The following is a 19,092-nucleotide window of genomic DNA, read 5'->3' as shown; positions in this document are numbered from 1 at the left end:
TCAGCCTTCCCATCCGGCCTGGTAGAGCTTGCCATGGGCCTTGTCCAGGGCAGCACGCACGACAGGTGAGTGCTGATAGATGTCGACGAATTTGATCAGCCTTGGGTCGGTTTTGCTCTTGGGTTGGATCACGAACTGGATGACGTACTCCTTGTGATCGAGTCCGTCGAACAGCAAGGCAGACGTGGCGTCGAAGGTCTTCGCCAAGCGGATGTAGGCGGGATAGCCCTGTACCAAGTCGGCGTCGTCATAGGCGCGCACCAGTTGCACGGCTTCGACTTGCAGGATTTTGATTTTTTTCGGGTTGGCGACGATATCGTCTTCGGTGGCCTTGTAACCCACCCCCGGCTTGAGGGTGATCAGCCCGGCTTTGGCCAGCAGTTGCAGGCCGCGACCGCTGTTGATCGGGTCGTTGGCAATGGCGACGCTCGCGCCTTCGGGCAGCTCGTCGAAGCTTTTGTATTTTTTCGAATAGAGCCCGACGTTGTTGATGATCCCCGGCGCAAAGGGCACCAGGTCGAACCCAGCGGCGGCCTTGGCATTTTCCAGGAACGGAATGTGCTGGAAGTAATTCACGTCGATATCACCGGAGGCCAGGCTGACGTTGGGCGCGATCCAGTCGCTGAACTCCACCAACTCGACCTTCAAGCCTTGCTTGCCGGCTTCTTCTACGGCGGCTTCCAGGGGAATGGCAAACGCGGCGGTGGTGCCGATCTTCAACGGTGCGTCGGCGGCAAACAGCGTCGAGCTGAACAGGCCGAGGGCCAGGGCCAGTGCTTTGACTGGCAAGGTCAGGAGTTGCTTGGTCATGTCGGATATTCCAGTCATTAATGGGCGGTGCATATTTTTTGTGGCGAACAGAGCTCTGTGGGAGCAAGGCTTGCCCGCGATGAAGTTGATGCGGTCGCTCAAAAACCGAGGTGTCTGCATCGCGAGCAAGCTTTGCTCCCACAAGGTCAGTGTCGGTAGGTCGAACCGGTGTGTTGTTCGGGCAAATGGGCCTCTGCGTGAAACAGCTTTTCGCGCAGGGTGCCGTTGTCGTATTCGGTCTTGTACGAACCGCGTCGCTGCAACTCGGGGATCACCAGGTCGATGAAGTCCACGTAGCTTTGCGGCGTGACGATGCGGGTCAGGTTGAAGCCGTCGAGGCCGGTTTCGGCGATCCACGCCTCCAGTTCATCGGCCACCTGTTCGGGCGAGCCGATCAGGGTGATGTAGCGACCGCCCAGGGCGTGTTGGTCCAGCAATTTGCGCCGGGTCCAGTCGTTGTTCTGCAGGATCTTGGTGGCAGACTGGATGGCGTTGCTCTTCACGTACTGGATCGGTTCGTCCAGTTCGTACGCGGAAAAATCGATTCCTGTCGAGGCGGAAAAATGCGCCACCCCGGCTTCGGCGCTGGCGTAGCTCAGGTACTCGGCATGCTTGGCCCAGGCGGCCGCTTCGGTCTCGCCGACGATCACGTTAAGGCCCATGAACACTTTGATGTCCCCGGGGTTTCGTCCGGCTCGGGCGGCGCTGGCGCGAACCTTGTCCACCTGGGCCTTGGTCGCGGGTTTGTTCTGGCCGCTGATGAACACGCACTCGGCATGCCGCCCGGCAAACAGCAGGCCGCGCTCGGAACTACCGGCCTGGAACAGCACCGGCGTGCGCTGGGGCGAGGGTTCGCAGAGGTGATAACCCTCGACCTGATAGAACTCGCCTTGGTGCCGAACCTTGTGCACTTTCTCCGGCCGGGCATAGATCCGCTGCTCGCGGTCGTTGAGCACCGCGTCGTTTTCCCAACTGCCCTCCCACAATTTGTAGAGCACTTGCAGGTATTCATCGGCCTGGTCGTAGCGGCGGTCATGCTCGACCTGCGCGGTAAGCCCCATGGCTTTGGCGGCGCTGTCCAGATAGCCGGTGACGATGTTCCAGCCGACCCGGCCGCGACTCAGATGGTCGAGGGTGCTCATGCGTCGGGCAAACAGGTAGGGCGGTTCGTAGGTCAGGTTGGCGGTGAGCCCGAAGCCGAGGTTTTTCGTCACGGCGGCCATCGCCGAGACCAGCAGCAACGGGTCGTTGACCGGCAGTTGGATCGACTCCTTGAGCGTGACGTCCACCGACTGTTGGTACACGTCGTAGACCCCGACGATGTCGGCGATGAACAGCCCGTCGAACAATCCGCGCTCGAGCAATTGCGCCAGGGCGGTCCAGTATTCAATCGTGTTGTACTGGGTCGAGGTGTCCTGGGGATGAGCCCACAAACCATGGTTGATGTGCCCGATGCAGTTCATGTTGAACGCGTTGAGCAGGATCTTTTTCCTGTCGGCCGCCATCAGATAGTCCCCCGCAGCGGCGGTTTTTCATCGTTGAGGTAGAAGTTGCCCACCGCGTGGTATTTCCAGCGCACCGGGTCATGCAGGGTGTGCACCCGGGCGTTGCGCCAGTGGCGGTCGAGACCATGTTCGGCCAGGGTCGCCTGGCTGCCGGCCAATTCGAACAGGGTGCTGCCGGCGGCCAGGGAAATCTCGGTGCTGATGGCGCGGGCTTCGGCTACGGCAATCGAGGCGGCGGCGACCGTGTCGGCCTGGGTGTCGGCCTGGGCCCGGTCGAGAAACTCACCGGCACGTTCCAGCAGGGCTTCGGCGGCGTGCAGGCGGATGCTCAGTTGGCCGAAACTCTTGAGGGTGTGCGGGTCTTCGGTGGCGACGTCGCTGGTGGCGTCGATCCAGGGCCGGGTTTTGCTGCGGACAAAATGCAGGGCGTCCTCATAGGCGGCGCGAGCGATGCCGGTGTCGATGGCGGCGTGAAGAATCTGCGCCAGCGGCCCCACCGGCGTTGGGCGTTCGAAGGCGCTCTGGAAGGGCACGACGTCTTCGGCGGTGACATAAACGTCCTCGAACACCACCGATCCACTGCCGGTGGTGCGCTGGCCGAAACCGCTCCAGTCGTCGATCACCGTCAGGCCTCGGCTGTTGCGCGGGACGAATGCCAGTTGTTGCACGCCGTTTTCATCCACCACCGACGTGGGGATGCGCTGGGCGTAGATCGCCCCCGTGGCGTAGAACTTGCGACCGCTGATGCGGTAGCCCTCACCGTCGCGGCGCAGTTGCGTGATGCGGTCGTGGGCGGTCTTGGTGCCGAGCTCCGCCAATGCATTGCCAAAACGTTGGCCGGCCAGGACTTCGGCATACAGGCGTTGTTTTTGCGCTTGGCTGCCGTTTACCCGTAGCACTTCTAGGGCGTAGAAATGATTTTGCGGAATCTGCCCCAGCGAGCCGTCGGCCTGAGCAATCAGCGCGATGACTTTGGCCAGGGTGACGTTGGACACACCGGCGCCGCCATAGGCCTTGGGCACGCTGATGCCCCACAGGCCAGAGCGGGAGAAGGCCTCCAGTTCCGGGTACGGCAAGCGGCGCTCACGGTCGCGCAGGGCGCTGTCGCGCTTGAAGTCATCGGCCAGGTCGCTGGCCACGATCAGGGCTTGTTCATCGCTGGTGATCACCGCGACGTGTTGAGAAAACGTCATGTACTACTCCAGAGGTCGGGTCGTCAGATCCAGGAATGCCGGGCCGGCAAGGTGCCGTTCAGGTGGTAGGCGCCTACCGCGTAATACTTCCAGCGCACCGGGTCGTGCAGGGTATGGACCCGTGCGTTGCGCCAGTGGCGGTCGAGATTGAATTCGGCGAGGGTGGCGCGGCTGCCGGCCAGTTCTAACAATTTTTCGCTGGCTTGCAGGGCGATCTCGGTGGTGAGCACCTTGGCCTCGGCCACGGCAATCGAGGCGCGGGCAGCCGATTGCGCGGTGATGGGCGCGGCGCTGACCTGGTCCAGCACTTGTCCGGCCTTGCGCAACAACGCTTCGGCGGCGTGCAGTTCGATTTTCAGCTTGCCGATGTCGGCGATCACATAGAGGTCGTCACTGGCCCGGTCGACCTTGGCATCGATCCAGGGCCGGGCTCGTTCTCGGACGAAGGCGATGGCATCGTCGATGGCGCCACGGGCGATGCCTGCATCGATGGCGGCTTGGATCAGTTGGGAAATCGCGCCTTGCACGCCGGGCGTTTCGTTGATGCGCCAGTTCTCCAGCACCAAGTCGGCATCCACTTGCACATTGTTCAGCAACACGGTGCCGCTGGCCGTGGTGCGCTGGCCGAACCCTGACCAGTCGTCGACGATCCGCAGGCCCGGGGTGCCGCGCCGCACGAACGCCAGCACCTGCCGACCCTCGTCATTCAGCGCCTTGACCGCGACCCAGTGGGCAAACAGCGCGCCGGTTGAATAGAACTTCTGACCATTGATGACAAACCTGTCACCGTCAGCGGTGATCCGGGCCTTGAGTTCAAGGGTATTGCGAGTGCCACGTTCCGGCCCGGCGTTGCCGATGCGCCAGCCTTCGAGCACGCTCTGCAGCAGGATTTTTTTCTGCCGTTCGGTGCCGGTGCCGAGAATCAGTTGGAGTACGCCGAATTGGTTTTGCGGGATCTGCCCGAGGGCCGGGTCAGCGGCGGAAATGATCGCGAACACCTCGGCCAGGGTGACGAAAGAAACCTGCGGGCCGCCGTATGCCCGGGGAATGGCGATGCTGCCCAGTCCGCTACGGGTGAATTGCTCGATTTCTGCCCAGGGTAGCTTGCGTTGCTGGTCACGACGCGCGGCCTGCTGACGGGCGACCTGCGCCAGTTCATGGGCGGCTTTGATGGCCTCGGCATCGTTGCGCAACACCTGTGCGGGCAACAGCTGCGGTGCGATGTCCAGGTCGCTCTGGACCTTTGCTTGCGCCAAATCCGACATTACAGCCACTCCGTGGCTGCAGGCAGTGCCCTGGCATATTGCACTGGGGTGATTGTGTTCCGTTCCATACCCACCTCACATCTCAAGAAACGCCGCGATGAAGACGGCGAGCAAAAATCAAGAATGTCCGGTGGTCCGGTTTATATACCCTAAACGTGTGTAATTTATTTTTGAACTAACTTTTAGGAATATCAATAGAGGGCTTTGTGCCGAGCGATGTTGTGGCGAGGGGATTTATCCCCGTTGGGCTGCGCAGCGGCCCCAAAGCAGTCAACACAGCAACCTGTTGCACCGCGATTGCATAGTGGGGGCTGCTTCGCAGCCCAGCGGGGATAAATCCCCTCGCCACAACAGCTTGCTCAGAGTATTCATGTTCGGCGGCGCGTTTCGGCGGCCATGAGCGCCTCTTTCGGAGAAGTGCTCAGGTAGGGGTTGGCGCAACCGATCTTCAACGTTCGCGGCGGCGCCCAGTGGGAGTTGTTGCCCACGCGGTCGAGGATGCAGTAGGTCACTTCCAGGCGCAGGTCTTCTCCCGCCTCCAGAATGATCTGCGGCGGTACCCAGATGTTGATCGGCAGGCCAACCTCGCAGGGCTTGATGCGGGGCAGGTCCATGCGCACGTCGCCCCAGCGCAAGGTAATCGCATCGTCAGCGGCCATGTTCAGATAGGGCTCTATGGTCAGTGGTACGCCACGTTTGACCTGGCTCGGGTTCACGCCCTTACGGCGGATAGCATCAGGAATCCGCACTGGCGCCAGGCCCTGGTTTTCATCACCGCTCAGGGCCGACGGTTGGCCACCGGGGCAATCGAGCTTGACCTGGACCCGTTGCGATGCTGAGAGCGCCGGCCCGCGCCCCACTTGCATCACGCGATAATGGATGCGCGAGGTCCCATTGACGATGAAGCTCTCGGGGACCCGCAACGTAACGCTACTGTGCACATCGGCCGGTGACAGCAGGCGGGAGCCGACGTAGCAATTGTCCCAGAACAGCTCGATCAGATCGCCCGCGTCCATGCCGGGATAAGGGGCAATCGCCACTTGCAAGTGTGCCGCGCTGGTGATGTTGATGCTGTTACGCAGAGCGTTGGCCAGGATAGGCGCCGCCAGTTCAGGAATGTTCGACGTACATGTCATGGTGTTCTCCTTGATGCTTTAAAACGAAGTCCGTTTCGGGAAGATCGAAGGCGCTTAATCATCGCGACATATTTTTATTGCGCAGCATGGACCCTGTCTGCGGTTCACCGCGCAGAACTAAAATAGTTCGCATCGCCTGTGGGTCACTAGATAAGGGTTCAGCAGTTTCAGTGTCAATAGAGGAACTTGCTTAATAATTGATTATATAGGGCTTCAGAAATGTCCTACGCATTAAAGTTAAGAATGCGCGGCCTTGCGCACCTTTTTCCTCGGCTTCATTCGTTTGAACGGGGAGTGGTAGCAAGCCTGCTAATAGCTTGGCTCAAAGAAAAGTATTGCCAGAGATACGTATATATCGCAGGTCAACGGGGGTGGAGTGTTAACTCAATCGAGAGTTTCAGTTTGTTGCGTTGGGGAGTTAGTTGTTCTACTTCCATCCTTGGAAGTAGGGACAATATAAATAACTTACTGGTTGCCGTGTCCGGCCGAGAGGAACTTGCTGAGGAACTGTCGAGTGCGTTCCTCCCGGGGGGCTGCAAACAAGGCCTTGGCTTCGCCTTGTTCGACGATCACACCTTTGTCGAAAAACACCACGCGGTTCGCCACGTCCCGGGCGAAGCCCATTTCGTGAGTCACAATGACCATGGTGCGCTTTTCTTCGGCCAGGCCACGAATCGTCGCCAGCACCTCGCCCACCAGCTCCGGGTCCAGGGCCGAGGTCGGCTCGTCGAACAGAATCACCTCAGGCTCCATCGCCAGCGCCCTGGCAATCGCCACGCGCTGTTGCTGGCCACCGGAAAGACGCCGCGGGTAGGCGTCTTCCTTGCCTGCCAGCCCGACCTTGGCCAACAGTTTACGGCCTAAAGCCTCAGCGTCGGCACGTGGGGTCTTCTTCACCACCAGTGGGCCTTCGATGACGTTCTCCAGCGCGGTGCGATGAGGGAACAGATTGAAGTTCTGGAACACAAAACCCACTTGCTGGCGCAAACGACGTACCAGGTTCTGCTGCTGGTTCAGCGGTCGACTGCCATCGATTTCGATGTCGCCGACCTTGATCCGGCCACTGCTGGGTTCTTCGAGGAAGTTCAGGCAGCGCAGGAAGGTGGTTTTGCCCGAACCGCTGGGGCCGATGATCGCCACCACTTCGCCTTCTTTGATCTCCAGGTCGATGCCATTGAGCACCACTTGACCCTTGAACTGCTTTGTCAGTTTTTCCACGACAATCATGGGTCAGGACTCCTGGTCATGCCGATTGACCCGGGCTTCCAGGACGTTCTGCAGGTGCGCCAGCACGCTGGCCAGAATCCAGTAGATCAGCGCGGCGGCAAGATACATGGTGAAGATTTCGAAAGTGCGGGCAGTGATCAACTGCGCCTGACGGAACAGCTCCGGCACCTGGATGGTCGCCGCCAATGCGGTGTCCTTGACCAGGGAAATGAAGCTGTTGCCCAGAGGAGGCAAGGCCGTTCGCGCCGCTTGCGGCAGGATGGCCCGGCGCAGGGTCTGGGCGCGGGTCATGCCGATACTGGCCGCGGCTTCCCACTGGCCGCGCTCGATGGAACTGATGGCCGCGCGCAGGATTTCACACGCATAGGCCGCCATGTTCAGCGAGAATCCGATCAGCGCCGCCGGCAACGGATCCAGCTCGACGCCCAGTTGGGGCAACCCGTAATAGATCACGAACAGCTGCACCAGCAGCGGCGTGCCGCGAAAGAACGACACGTAGATGCGAGCGATCCAGCTCACCAGCTTGAAGCGCGACAGGCGCATCAACGCCAGGCCGAAGCCCAGCAGCAAGCCGAAGAACATGCCGCCCAAACTGAGGATGACCGTGTAATACGCGCCCTTGAGCAAGAAGGGCGCGGAGTCCAGCGCGAGTTGAAAAGCCTCTTCCATTATTGAGTGACGTCAGCGTTGAAGTATTTCTGCGAAATTTTCGCCAGGGTGCCGTCGGCCCGCAATTTGTCGATGGCCTTGTTGATTGCGTCCAGCAGCTCAGGCTCGCCTTTGCGCAGGGCGATACCGGCTTCCTGGCGGGAGAACGGCTCACCGGCAACGGCGGTGTCCTTGGCCTTGGCGGTCAGCTCCAGAGCAGCCAGCCGGTCTACCAGAATGGCGTCGATGCGGCCTACACGCAGGTCCTGGTATTTGGTTGGGTCATCGTCGTAGGTGCGGATAATAGCCTTTGGCTGGTTTTCCTTGAGCCATTGCTCATAGTTGGTGCCCAAGCCAACGCCGACTTTCTTGCCGGCCAGGTCATCGGCGGTCTTGATGGCGTCTTTGTTCTTGGTCAGAACCAGTGCCTGGATACCGGAAACGGTGTAGGGCTGGGAGAAGTCATACTTCTTCTTGCGCTCCTCGGAGATGGTGACCTGGTTGATCACCGCGTCCAGGCGCTTGGATTCCAGCGCGGCGAGAATGCCGTCCCATTTGGTCGGCTGCAGTTTGACCTTCACGCCCAGCTCCTTGGCCAGGGCTTCGGAAAACTCCACTTCGAAACCGGCCAGCTTGCCATCGGCGTCCACGAAACTGAACGGTGGGTAAGTGCCTTCCAGACCGACGTTGATCACGCCCGCGTCCTTGATCTTTTGCAACTGCTCACCGGCAACTGCCTGCCCCAGCAGACCTGCGCTCAATGCCAGGCCCAGCGAACCCACCAACAGGTTGCGACGTAATGCGGAAAAATTCATGACAAGCCCCTGTGTTTTCTTATGAAGAGGTTATTTTGGCTGAGATAAGGCGTAGCCGCGATCCGAAAAGATTGCCACATCCTGCCTTAAAGCAGCCTGGGCGTCTCGCGGCAAATGCGCCTGTGGCGAGACTATAGGGTGGTGTTTATAGATTGGAAAATAATATTAAATCATTCAAATATTCGAGTATGGAATGAAAAAATCCCCTGTGGGAGCGAGCCTGCTCGCGATAACCAGTCAATATTGTTTTGACTGACACGCCGCTATCGCGAGCAGGCTCGCTCCCACATTGAGAACTTCACTACGCCTGGAGCGCCGCGTTATACGCGAACAACGCCGGTGCGCCGCCGGTATGCAGGAAGATGATCGGGCCCTCGTCGAAGCGATCGCGACCAATACCATCGAGCAGGCCGGCCATCGCCTTGCCGGTGTAGACCGGATCGAGCAACAGACCCTCCAGGCTCGCCAGCAATTTGACTGCCGCCAGCGTACCGGCATTGGGTTCGCCGTAACGTGGGGCGAAGTATTCGTCCCACAGGTTCACCTTGAAGGCCTTTGGAAACGATACATCAAGCAGTTGGGCGGTACGTTCGGCCAAGCCCTGGACCTTGGGGCGCTGGTCTTCTTCGCTGCGTGAGACCGTTATGCCAATCACGGGAAGTTGCGGCAGCCTTTCACTGAGTGCCAGCGTCAGACCGCTGTGAGTCCCGGCGCTGCCGGAGGCCAGCACCACGGCGGCGAAATTCAGGCCGGTGTCCTTGATTTGTTCGGCCAGTTCCAGCCCGGCGCGCACATACCCTAGCGCGCCCAGAGCATTTGAACCGCCAATCGGTACCAGATAGGGCTTCTTCCCATTGCTGCGCAGACGCGCGGCGAGGGCCTGCAATTGCTCGTCGGCGTTGTCCAGGTTTTCGACTAATTCGACCTTGGCGTCGAACAGCTCCAGTAGCAGCCGGTTGCCATTGCTCAGGTAGTTGCTGTCTTCGGTGCCGATGGGGTTTTCCAGCAGGGCCACACAGCCCAGGCCCAGCTTGGCCGCCAGCGCGGCAGTCTGGCGCACATGGTTGGACTGGATCGCACCGGCGGTGATGAGGGTGTCGGCACCTTGAGCCAGGGCATCGGCGGCCAGGTATTCCAGTTTGCGCAGCTTGTTGCCACCCAAAGCCAGCGGGGTCAGGTCGTCGCGCTTGATATAGATGTCGCGACCGAGCCAGGAGGAAAGACGGTCGAGTTTTTCCAGGGGAGTTGGATGGCCGAGCAGGTCAAGACGGTTAAAGCGCGCTAGCTGTTGTTTGATCATGGGTCCGTACTGATTGCAGGAGATGCCTGGACTATAGGCACGCCGATATTGATGGGCAACCGGCAATCGTTTTGTTTGGACGTAAACCGGCAGGGTAGGACTCCCGGATTGCTGGACAATGAAGATCCTGTGGGAGCGGGCTTGCTCGCGAAGGCGGACTTCCAATCTACATTGATGTGAATGTTACGGCCCCTTCGCGAGCAATCCCGCTCCCACAGGGGGCATGTTTCCTAGGACATATATTTAGACACTGAACGAATGCTCTCCAGGTAGCGTCATAGCCTCCCAGACCAGTGTAGGAAAAGTACCGGCCAGACCTGGGATTAGTCCTTAGCTACCTATTCATGTTTAACTTGAACGTTCATTCAAGTTAAACCGTCGGTTTGCTGCCCGCTCACAACAGGAGGCTTGCCTTTGCCGAGTCCGTTCGCAATTTTCACGATTTCGCTTTCCGGGGACCCTCGCTCATGAGTGCCTCGTCCCTTCCATCCAGCGGCCTGGTCCGCATGAATCCGCCGGTTTTTTACTTTGCCGCGACCTTCATTCTGCTGTTCGGCCTGGTGGTCATTGCTGTGCCGGAGCAGGCCGGTGCCTGGCTGCTGGCGGCGCAGAACTGGGCGGCCAATACGGTCGGCTGGTATTACATGTTGGCGATGACCCTGTATCTGGTCTTCGTGGTGGTCACCGCCTTGTCCGGCTACGGCAAGATCAAGCTCGGTGCCGACCACGACGAGCCCGAATTCAGTTACCTGTCCTGGGCCGGCATGCTGTTCGCTGCCGGTATCAGCATCACCCTGTTTTTTTTCTGTGTCTCCGAACCGCTGACCCATCTGGTTCAGCCACCGCAAGGCGAGGCTGGTACCGCAGATGCCGCGCGCCAGGCCATGCAGATCCTGTTTCTGCACTGGGGCCTGCACGGCTGGGGCGTGTTTGCTTTCGTCGGCATGGCCCTGGCGTACTTTGCCTACCGGCACAATTTGCCGTTGGCCCTGCGTTCAGCGCTGTACCCGCTGATCGGTAAACGTATTAACGGCCCCATCGGCTACGCGGTGGACGGCTTCGGCATCATCGCGACCGTGTTCGGCCTCGGCGCGGACATGGGGTTTGGGGTGCTGCATCTCAATTCCGGGCTCGATTATCTGTTCGGCATCGCCCACACCCAGTGGATTCAGGTCGGCCTGATCGTACTGATGATGGGCGCGGCAATCATTGTGGCGGTGGCCGGTGTCGATAAAGGCGTGCGGGTCATGTCCGACATCAACATGCTGCTGGCCTGCGCGTTGCTGCTGTTCGTGCTGTTTGCCGGGCCTACCCAGCATTTGCTCAACACGTTGATCCAGAACATCGGCGATTATCTCGGCGCCCTGCCGATGAAGAGTTTTGACGTGTACGCCTACAACGAGCCCAGCGACTGGCTGGGCGGCTGGACGGTGTTCTACTGGGCCTGGTGGATCGCGTGGTCGCCGTTCGTGGGGTTGTTCATTGCGCGCATCTCCCGTGGGCGCACTATCCGCGAGTTCGTGTTTGGCGTGTTGCTGATTCCCCTTGGCTTCACCCTGGCGTGGATGTCGATCTTCGGTAACAGCGCCATTGACCAAGTGTTGAACCACGGCATGAGTGCTTTGGGTATGTCCGCCCTGGAAAACCCCTCGATGAGCCTTTATTTGCTGCTGGAAACCTATCCATGGAGCAAGACCGTCATCGCGGTGACCGTGTTTATCAGTTTTGTGTTCTTTGTTACGTCAGCCGACTCCGGCACTGTGGTGCTTTCGACGTTGTCGGCCAAGGGCGGCAGCCCTGATGAAGACGGGCCCAAATGGCTGCGGGTGTTCTGGGGGGCGATGACCGCCCTGGTGACCAGTGCATTGCTGTTCTCCGGCAGCATCGATGCCTTGAAGTCGGCAGTGGTGCTGACGTCTTTGCCGTTCTCGCTGATTCTGCTGTTGATGATGTGGGGCCTGCACAAGGCGTTTTACCTCGAGTCCCAGAAGCAGATTGCGCAGTTGCATTCGCTGGCGCCGGTGTCGGCTTCTCGACGAGGTACAGGCGGCTGGCGACAGCGCTTGAGTCAGGCGGTGCATTTCCCGTCCCGCGACGAGGTGTACCGTTTTCTCGACACCACGGTACGCCCGGCCATCGAGGAGGTGAAAGCGGTGTTCGCCGAGAAAGGCCTGACCGTGGTGACCCAGCCAGACCCGGCCAACGACAGCGTCAGCCTGGAGATCGGCCACGGCGAGCAGCATCCGTTCATCTACCAGGTGCAGATGCGCGGCTACTTCACGCCGTCCTTCGCCCGCGGCGGCATGGGTTCCAAGGAGCTCAACAACCGCCGTTACTACCGTGCTGAAGTGCACCTGAGTGAAGGCAGTCAGGATTACGATCTGGTGGGTTATACCAAGGAGCAGGTCATCAACGACATCCTCGACCAATACGAGCGGCACATGCAGTTCCTGCACCTGGTGCGCTGATCGGGCGAAACCTCAGACCAGACCGCCGTTGGCACGCAGGATTTGCCCGTTCACCCAGCCGGCGGCCGGGCTGACCAGGAAGGATATGATGCTGGCGATGTCCTCGGGCTGGCCGAGGCGTTCCAGAGGTGGCATTTTGGCGAAGTTCTGGATCTGTTCTTCGCTCTTGCCATGCAGGAACAGTTCGGTAGCGACCGGGCCGGGCGCCACGGCGTTGACTGTGATCTGGCGGCCGCGCAGTTCCTTGGCGAACACCTGGGTCAGTGATTCGACGGCGGCCTTGCTGGCGATGTACACCGAATAGCCGGGCAGGTTCAGGCCAACGGTGCTGCTGGAAAAATTCACGATCCGGCCACCGTCGCTCAGACGGGTTGCGGCTTCGCGCAGGGTGTTGAAGGTGCCGCGAGTGTTGATGGCGAACGTCTGGTCGAACAGCTCGTCACTGTGCTGGGCCAAGGGCATCACTTGGAGGGTGCCAGCGTTATTGATCAGCACATCCACCTTGCCCAGTTGCGCTTCGGTCTCGTCGAACATCCGGCGGACGTCGACGGCAGAGGACACATCTGCCTTGATCGCTATGGCCTGGTGACCGGCCTGGCGCAATTGCACCACCAGCTTCGAGGCCTCGGCGGCGCTGTTGGCGAAGTTAATGGCTACAGCATATCCATCGCGGGCCAGTTGCTTGGCGATTTCGGCGCCGATGCCGCGGGAGGCGCCGGTTACGATGGCAACTTTGGTGGTTTGCGGGGGCATGACAGGGCTCCTTTTGAAATGGATGAAGCCAGATTCACATGTTTACTGTCGATGATAAATGCCCGGCGGCTGCCTTGACTGTTCAGTAATCACAAACAATACGCGGGCAGGAAGACGTCTCTTCCATGGGCCGGCATGTCGCCCACCTGCGGTAGTTCACCTGCACCGGCAAACCCGCTCCCACGCCGGACAGGCGAACTTTTGGCCTGACGGATGCGTCTGTGAGGTGTTAGCTTGCCCCTTGTACCAGCCACCCGAACAGAGAGCCTTTCGATGACCTACACCGCTGCCGAAAACCGCTACGAGTCCATTCCTTACCGCCGTGTCGGTCGCAGCGGGCTGGTGCTGCCGGCGCTGTCGTTAGGGTTGTGGCACAACTTCGGCGACAGCACGCCGATCGACACGCAGCGTTCGCTGCTGCGTACGGCGTTTGACCTGGGAATCAATCACTTCGACCTGGCCAACAACTACGGCCCGCCCTACGGCAGCGCCGAGATCAATTTTGGCCGCTTGCTGCGCGAAGACTTCAAGCAGTACCGCGATGAGTTGATCATCTCCAGCAAGGCCGGCTGGGACATGTGGCCGGGTCCTTACGGCCAGGGGGGTGGTTCGCGCAAGTACGTGTTGGCCAGCCTGGACCAGAGCCTGCAACGCCTGGGCCTGGACTATGTGGATATCTTCTATTCCCACCGCTTCGACCCCGACACCCCGTTGGAAGAAACCGCCAGCGCGCTGGCCACGGCCGTGCAGCAGGGCAAGGCGTTGTACATCGGCATCTCTTCGTATTCCGGTGTGAAGACCCGGGAAATGGCTGCGCTACTCAAAGAGTGGAAGGTCCCACTGCTGATCCATCAACCGGCCTACAACCTGCTTAATCGCTGGGTGGAAAAGGACCTGCTGGACGCCACTGATGAACTGGGCACGGGTGTGATTGCCTTTACGCCCTTGGCCCAGGGCCTGCTGACCGACAAGTACCTCAAGGGCATTCCGGCCGATGCGCGGGTCAATCGCCCGGGTGGTGGTTCGTTGCAGGCTTCGCACCTCTCGCAGGAGAACATCGCCCATGTGCGCGCCCTCAATGAAATTGCCCAGCGTCGCGGGCAAAGCCTGGCGCAAATGGCCCTGGCCTGGACCCTGCGTGACGCACGGGTAACCTCTGCGCTGATCGGCGCCAGTCGGCCGGAGCAGATTATCGAGAACGTCGGGGCGTTGAAGAACCTGAGTTTCAGCGCTGAAGAACTGGCGCAGATCGATCGGTTTGCCCAGGAGGGCGGGATCAATCTGTGGGAGAAACCTTCGTCGGCGGAGTAGTTACTTTTGCCAAACAGCCGATCCGCCAAAAATGGCCGGCTGTACACAAAACCCTGTGGGAGGAGCTTGCTCCCTCCCACAGGTGTTCGCTCGCTAGTTACTGATTGCCAGGATGCTCGCCTGGTACGCCCCTACAAACACATCGAAATCCCCCACTTCGTTCTGCTCAAGCTCAGCTTGCTGAGCCAGGGATTGACGAGCGTTTTCTTCGAATGCGCTCTGCTCCTGGGTAGGCAACGGCTTGGCACGGAAGAATTCGGCGTGGGCCTTGCTCTGGCGCAGGGAGAACTGGGCGAAACTTTCCTGGTGTTGTGCCATGGCTGCCAGCACTTGGGCGGAGGGGGTCAGTGACGGGTCCCGCACCTTCGCCAATTGCGCGTCCAATGCCTGGCGATGGGCGTCGCCCCCCTGGCTCTCGTCGAGCAGCGAGGCCAATGGTGCGATCTTCTCCAGAAGCTCAATGGCCCAGGCTTGCATGTCCACCGATTGCCCTTGGCGTTGCAATTGCAAACCTGGCCGCCGGCCTTCCTTGACCACAGTCAGGAAGTTGTTCGTCGCATTGCTGCACTCGTTGTTTTCCAGCAATGGACTGTCGTTCAGGCCGCAATACAGCAGGAACGCATCGAGGAACCGCGATTCGGTGAGGTCGATGCCCATCGGCAGGAACGGGTTGATGTCCAGGCAGCGGACTTCGACGTACTGGATGCCCCGGGCCATCAACGCCTGGATCGGGCGCTCGCCGGTATAGGTCACGCGTTTTGGGCGGATGTTGGAGTAGTACTCGTTTTCGATCTGCAAAATATTGGTGTTGAGCTGCACCCACTCACCATTCTTATGCGTGCCGACTTCGACGTAGGGCGCGTACGGTGTCGCCACCGCCTTGCGCAGGCTGTCGGTGTAGCTTGCCAGGTCGTTGTAGCAGGGGGTCAGGCCGGCCTGGGCGTTGCTTTGGTAACCCAGGTCGCTCATGCGCAGGCTGGTGGCATACGGCAGGTACAAGGTGTCCGGATCCAATTGTTCCAACTGGTGCGGACGGCCGCGCAGAAAGCCGGCATCCAGAGCCGGCGAGGCACCGAACAGGTACATCAGCAACCAGCTGTAGCGACGGAAATTACGGATCAGCGCGATGTAGGCCGATGACTGGAAATCACGATCGCTCGCTTCGACGGCTTCGGCCTGACGCAGCAGCGGCCAGAGTTTTTCCGGCAGGGAAAAGTTGTAGTGGATCCCGGCGATGCATTGCATGGTCTTGCCATAGCGCAGCGCCAGACCCTGGCGGTAGACGTACTTGAGCCGACCGATGTTCGAGGTGCCGTAATACGCGATCGGAATGTCTTCCTCCGCTGGCAGCGGGCACGGCATCGAAGGACTCCACAGGTACTCGTTGCCGAGTTTGCTGTAGGCAAACCGGTGGATCTTGTCGAGGCTGTGCAAGGTATCGGCCACGTCAGCCTGGGCCGGGGTGATGAACTCCAGCAGCGACTCGGAATAGTCGGTGGTGATCTGTTCGTTGGTCAGCGCCGAGCCCAGGGCCTCGGGGTGCGGGGTCTGCGCCAGATGCCCTGTGTCCGTGACGCGCAGGCATTCACGTTCGATGCCGTGCAGGCACTGCTCGAGCAGGGAGAGGTTGGCGCGCTCGCCGAGCAGAGCCAGGCGGCGGTTTAAAAGGTCGCTCAAGTTGAATTCCTTCACGCGTCAGTCGCCCCAATATGGGGGTGGTCACGACGGTCTACAAGGGTGAAGTTAAAACTGGCGTTTTCGCCTGGTTTTTGTGCTGCCAAAGACAAATCGTCGCAGCCCCCTGTGGGAGCGAGCCTGCTCGCGATAGCGGTATTTCAGTCAACTTTATATTGACTGGTCCACCGCTATCGCGAGCAGGCTCGCTCCCACAGGGGATTTCGCGCGGCATTCATGGCGCCGAAATTAACCCAAATCGATGACAGGGAGCTATAGGACTGCGAACGTGCCTTGTGCTTTTGCGACCAGTTTGTCGCCTTGCATCACTTCGGCCTCAACCACCAGCGTGCGCCGACCCGGGTGAATGACCCGGGCCGTGCAGAGCACCGCACCGTCGGAGACGGCGCGAATGTAGTTGATCTTGCATTCGATGGTCGCGCTCTGCTGGTCAAAGCCATGGACGCTGGAGCAGGCCAGGCCCATGGCGATGTCCACCAGGCTGAACAACGCGCCGCCATGCAGCTTGCCGCCGCGGTTGCGCAACGGTGGCTCAAGGCTCAGGGCGACTTGCGCCACCCCGTCACCCAGGCTGTGCAGACGGCAGCCGAGCAGCTTGAAAAACGCGCTTTCCACCAACCCGGCTGGCGCATCCATCAGCGTTTCTTCAACTGTTTGGCATTGGCGAACAGCGAGGCCATGGCGTTGTTGGCCGGGGCCTGCGTGGCGGTTTCCTTGCGCGGTGTGGTGTTCTGCGATTGACGCGGTGTCGAGCCCGGACGAGCGCCGCGGGCACCGTCGACTTTCTCGCCCGGCGTATCACTCATGCGCATCGACAGACCGACGCGTTTGCGCGGGATGTCGACTTCCATGACCTTCACTTTCACCACATCACCGGCCTTCACCGCTTCGCGCGGGTCCTTGATGAACTTCTCCGACAGCGCGGAGATGTGCACCAGACCATCCTGATGCACGCCGATGTCGACGAAGGCACCGAAGTTGGTGACGTTGGTCACCACGCCTTCGAGGATCATGCCCGGTTGCAGGTCCTTGAGGTCTTCGACGCCGTCCTGGAACTCGGCAGTCTTGAACTCGGGACGCGGGTCACGGCCGGGTTTCTCCAGTTCCTGAAGAATGTCGGTCACGGTGGGCAGGCCGAAGGTTTCGTCGGTGAATTTTTTCGGGTCCAGGCGTTTGAGAAACGCAGCATCACCGATCAGCGAGCGGATGTCGCGGTCGGTCTGGGCGGCGATGCGTTGCACCAGTGGGTAGGCCTCAGGGTGGACAGCCGACGAATCCAGCGGGTTGTCGCCGTTCATGACGCGCAGGAAGCCGGCGGCCTGTTCGAAGGTTTTTTCACCCAGGCGCGGGACTTTCTTCAATGCGGCGCGGGTCTTGAACGCACCATGTTCGTCGCGGTGAGTGACAATGTTCTGCGCCAGCGTGGCATTGAGACCCGAGATACGCGCCAACAGCGCTACCGAAGCGGTGTTCACGTCCACGCCCACGGCGTTCACGCAATCCTCCACCACAGCATCCAGGCCTCGGGCCAGTTTCAACTGGGAAACGTCGTGCTGGTACTGGCCGACACCGATGGATTTCGGATCGATCTTTACCAGTTCCGCCAGCGGGTCCTGCAGGCGGCGAGCAATGGACACCGCGCCACGAATCGACACGTCCAGGTCCGGGAATTCCTTGGAGGCCAGTTCCGACGCCGAATAAACCGAAGCGCCGGCCTCGGAAACCATAACCTTGGTCATCTTCATGGCCGGGTATTTCTTGATCAGTTCGGCGGCCAGTTTGTCGGTCTCCCTGCTGGCGGTGCCGTTGCCGATGGCGATCAGGTCCACCGAATGCTTGGCGCACAGCGCGGCGAGCACGGCGAGGGTCTGATCCCACTTGTTATGCGGCACATGGGGGTAGACCGTGGCATGGTCCAGCAGCTTGCCGGTGGAGTCCACCACGGCCACTTTGCAACCGGTACGCAGGCCCGGGTCCAGGCCCAGGGTGGCGCGCGGCCCGGCCGGTGCGGCCAGCAGCAGGTCGTGCAGGTTGTGAGCGAAGACGTTGATCGCCTCGGTCTCGGCGTTGTCGCGCAGTTCGCCCAGCAGATCGGTCTCCAGGTGGGTGTACAGCTTGACCTTCCAGGTCCAGCGCACCACTTCGGCCAGCCATTTGTCGGCGGCGCGGTTCTGGTTCTGGATGCCGAACTGCTGGCCAATCATGCCTTCGCAGGGGTGCATGGTGCCGGGCAACTCATCGCCCACCTTCAGCGCGGAGCTGAGAATGCCTTCGTTGCGGCCGCGGAAAATTGCCAGGGCGCGGTGGGACGGCATGCTCTTGAGCGGTTCGTCGTGTTCGAAGTAGTCGCGGAACTTGGCGCCTTCCTCTTCCTTGCCGGCGATCACGCGGGCGCTGAGGGTGGCTTCCTGCTTGAGGTAATTGCGCAGTTTTTCCAGCAGGTTGGCGTCTTCGGCGAAGCGTTCCATCAGGATGTACTTGGCACCTTCCAGCGCCGCTTTCACGTCCGCCACCCCTTTTTCGGCATCGACGAAACGCGCGGCTTCGGTTTCCGGGGCCAGGGTCGGGTCGTTGAACAGACCGTCGGCCAGCTCGCCGAGGCCGGCCTCCAGAGCAATCTGGCCCTTGGTGCGGCGTTTTTGCTTGTAGGGCAGGTACAAGTCTTCGAGACGGGTCTTGGTGTCGGCCAGCTTGATGTCACGCTCAAGTTGCGGGGTCAGCTTGCCCTGTTCCTGAATGCTGGCCAGGATGCTGACGCGCCGCTCGTCGAGTTCTCGCAAGTAGCGCAGGCGTTCTTCCAGATGACGCAGTTGGGTGTCATCGAGGCTGCCGGTCACTTCTTTTCGGTAACGGGCGATAAAGGGCACCGTGGAGCCTTCATCCAGTAGCGCGACGGCCGCTTCGACCTGTTGTGGGCGTACGCCGAGTTCCTCGGCGATGCGGCTGTTGATGCTGTCCATAAAACC

At 60.4% G+C, this 19,092-nt stretch carries 15 protein-coding genes; 2 read left to right on the top strand and 13 right to left on the bottom strand.

Annotated features, from left to right (window positions below):
* The 9 genes from BM132_RS13905 to BM132_RS13865 all read right to left on the bottom strand — a co-directional run bounded on the left by BM132_RS13905 (window position 1) and on the right by BM132_RS13865 (window position 9,899).
* On the bottom strand, window positions 1–810 hold the full coding sequence (locus BM132_RS13905) for a MetQ/NlpA family ABC transporter substrate-binding protein (protein ID WP_047226827.1): 810 nt from the start codon (window positions 808–810) through the stop codon (window positions 1–3).
* Window positions 811–956: 146 nt separating this feature from the next.
* Window positions 957–2,315 carry an LLM class flavin-dependent oxidoreductase gene (locus BM132_RS13900; protein WP_092455955.1) on the bottom strand — a complete coding sequence of 453 codons (1,359 nt, stop codon included), beginning with the start codon at window positions 2,313–2,315 and terminating at the stop codon, window positions 957–959.
* Window positions 2,315–3,508: an SfnB family sulfur acquisition oxidoreductase gene (locus BM132_RS13895; RefSeq protein WP_092455952.1), complete on the bottom strand. Its 1,194-nt coding sequence runs from the start codon at window positions 3,506–3,508 to the stop codon at window positions 2,315–2,317. The genes BM132_RS13900 and BM132_RS13895 overlap by 1 nt, the downstream gene beginning before the upstream one ends.
* A gap of 23 nt (window positions 3,509–3,531) precedes the next feature.
* Window positions 3,532–4,773, bottom strand: coding sequence for an SfnB family sulfur acquisition oxidoreductase (locus BM132_RS13890; protein WP_092455950.1), 1,242 nt, complete (start codon window positions 4,771–4,773; stop codon window positions 3,532–3,534).
* A 368-nt stretch (window positions 4,774–5,141) separates the two neighbouring features.
* Entirely contained in the window at window positions 5,142–5,909 is a 768-nt protein-coding gene (locus BM132_RS13885) for a hypothetical protein (protein ID WP_092455947.1), read from the bottom strand.
* A 465-nt stretch (window positions 5,910–6,374) separates the two neighbouring features.
* Window positions 6,375–7,136 (bottom strand): L-cystine ABC transporter ATP-binding protein TcyN, encoded by a 762-nt coding sequence (gene tcyN, locus BM132_RS13880; protein ID WP_092402035.1) that lies wholly within the window; start codon window positions 7,134–7,136, stop codon window positions 6,375–6,377.
* A gap of 3 nt (window positions 7,137–7,139) precedes the next feature.
* On the bottom strand, window positions 7,140–7,805 hold the full coding sequence (tcyL, locus tag BM132_RS13875) for a cystine ABC transporter permease (RefSeq protein WP_092402038.1): 666 nt from the start codon (window positions 7,803–7,805) through the stop codon (window positions 7,140–7,142).
* Entirely contained in the window at window positions 7,805–8,599 is a 795-nt protein-coding gene (tcyJ, locus tag BM132_RS13870; RefSeq protein WP_047226834.1) for a cystine ABC transporter substrate-binding protein, read from the bottom strand. The genes tcyL and tcyJ overlap by 1 nt, the downstream gene beginning before the upstream one ends.
* Window positions 8,600–8,900: 301 nt before the next feature.
* Window positions 8,901–9,899, bottom strand: coding sequence for a D-cysteine desulfhydrase (locus tag BM132_RS13865; RefSeq protein ID WP_092455944.1), 999 nt, complete (start codon window positions 9,897–9,899; stop codon window positions 8,901–8,903).
* A gap of 506 nt (window positions 9,900–10,405) precedes the next feature.
* On the opposite strand from BM132_RS13865, the gene betT reads away from it, so the two are divergent.
* Entirely contained in the window at window positions 10,406–12,367 is a 1,962-nt protein-coding gene (gene betT, locus BM132_RS13860; protein ID WP_177193383.1) for a choline transporter BetT, read from the top strand.
* A 12-nt stretch (window positions 12,368–12,379) separates the two neighbouring features.
* Here betT and BM132_RS13855 read toward each other — a convergent pair whose 3' ends face one another.
* The gene (locus BM132_RS13855; RefSeq protein WP_092455940.1) at window positions 12,380–13,120 is read right to left on the bottom strand and encodes an SDR family oxidoreductase; all 741 of its coding nucleotides are present in this window, start codon (window positions 13,118–13,120) and stop codon (window positions 12,380–12,382) included.
* Window positions 13,121–13,393: 273 nt separating this feature from the next.
* Here BM132_RS13855 and mgrA point away from each other — a divergent pair, with 273 nt between their 5' ends.
* On the top strand, window positions 13,394–14,431 hold the full coding sequence (gene mgrA, locus BM132_RS13850) for an L-glyceraldehyde 3-phosphate reductase (protein WP_047226838.1): 1,038 nt from the start codon (window positions 13,394–13,396) through the stop codon (window positions 14,429–14,431).
* A gap of 93 nt (window positions 14,432–14,524) precedes the next feature.
* Here mgrA and gshA read toward each other — a convergent pair whose 3' ends face one another.
* From gshA to BM132_RS13835, 3 genes are all read right to left on the bottom strand, one after another.
* Window positions 14,525–16,108: a glutamate--cysteine ligase gene (gene gshA / locus BM132_RS13845; protein ID WP_092402050.1), complete on the bottom strand. Its 1,584-nt coding sequence runs from the start codon at window positions 16,106–16,108 to the stop codon at window positions 14,525–14,527.
* A 270-nt stretch (window positions 16,109–16,378) separates the two neighbouring features.
* Window positions 16,379–16,762 carry a PaaI family thioesterase gene (locus tag BM132_RS13840; protein WP_092402053.1) on the bottom strand — a complete coding sequence of 128 codons (384 nt, stop codon included), beginning with the start codon at window positions 16,760–16,762 and terminating at the stop codon, window positions 16,379–16,381.
* Window positions 16,762–19,086 carry a Tex family protein gene (locus tag BM132_RS13835; RefSeq protein ID WP_092402056.1) on the bottom strand — a complete coding sequence of 775 codons (2,325 nt, stop codon included), beginning with the start codon at window positions 19,084–19,086 and terminating at the stop codon, window positions 16,762–16,764. The genes BM132_RS13840 and BM132_RS13835 overlap by 1 nt, the downstream gene beginning before the upstream one ends.
* Between the last annotated feature and the right edge of the window lie 6 nt (window positions 19,087–19,092).

It is taken from the genome of Pseudomonas sp. NFACC45, from assembly GCF_900113505.1.
In the GTDB taxonomy this organism is placed as follows: domain Bacteria; phylum Pseudomonadota; class Gammaproteobacteria; order Pseudomonadales; family Pseudomonadaceae; genus Aquipseudomonas; species Aquipseudomonas tehranensis.
Note: the sequence above shows the minus strand (reverse complement) of the source record. Positions and strands in the feature narration are given on the sequence as shown.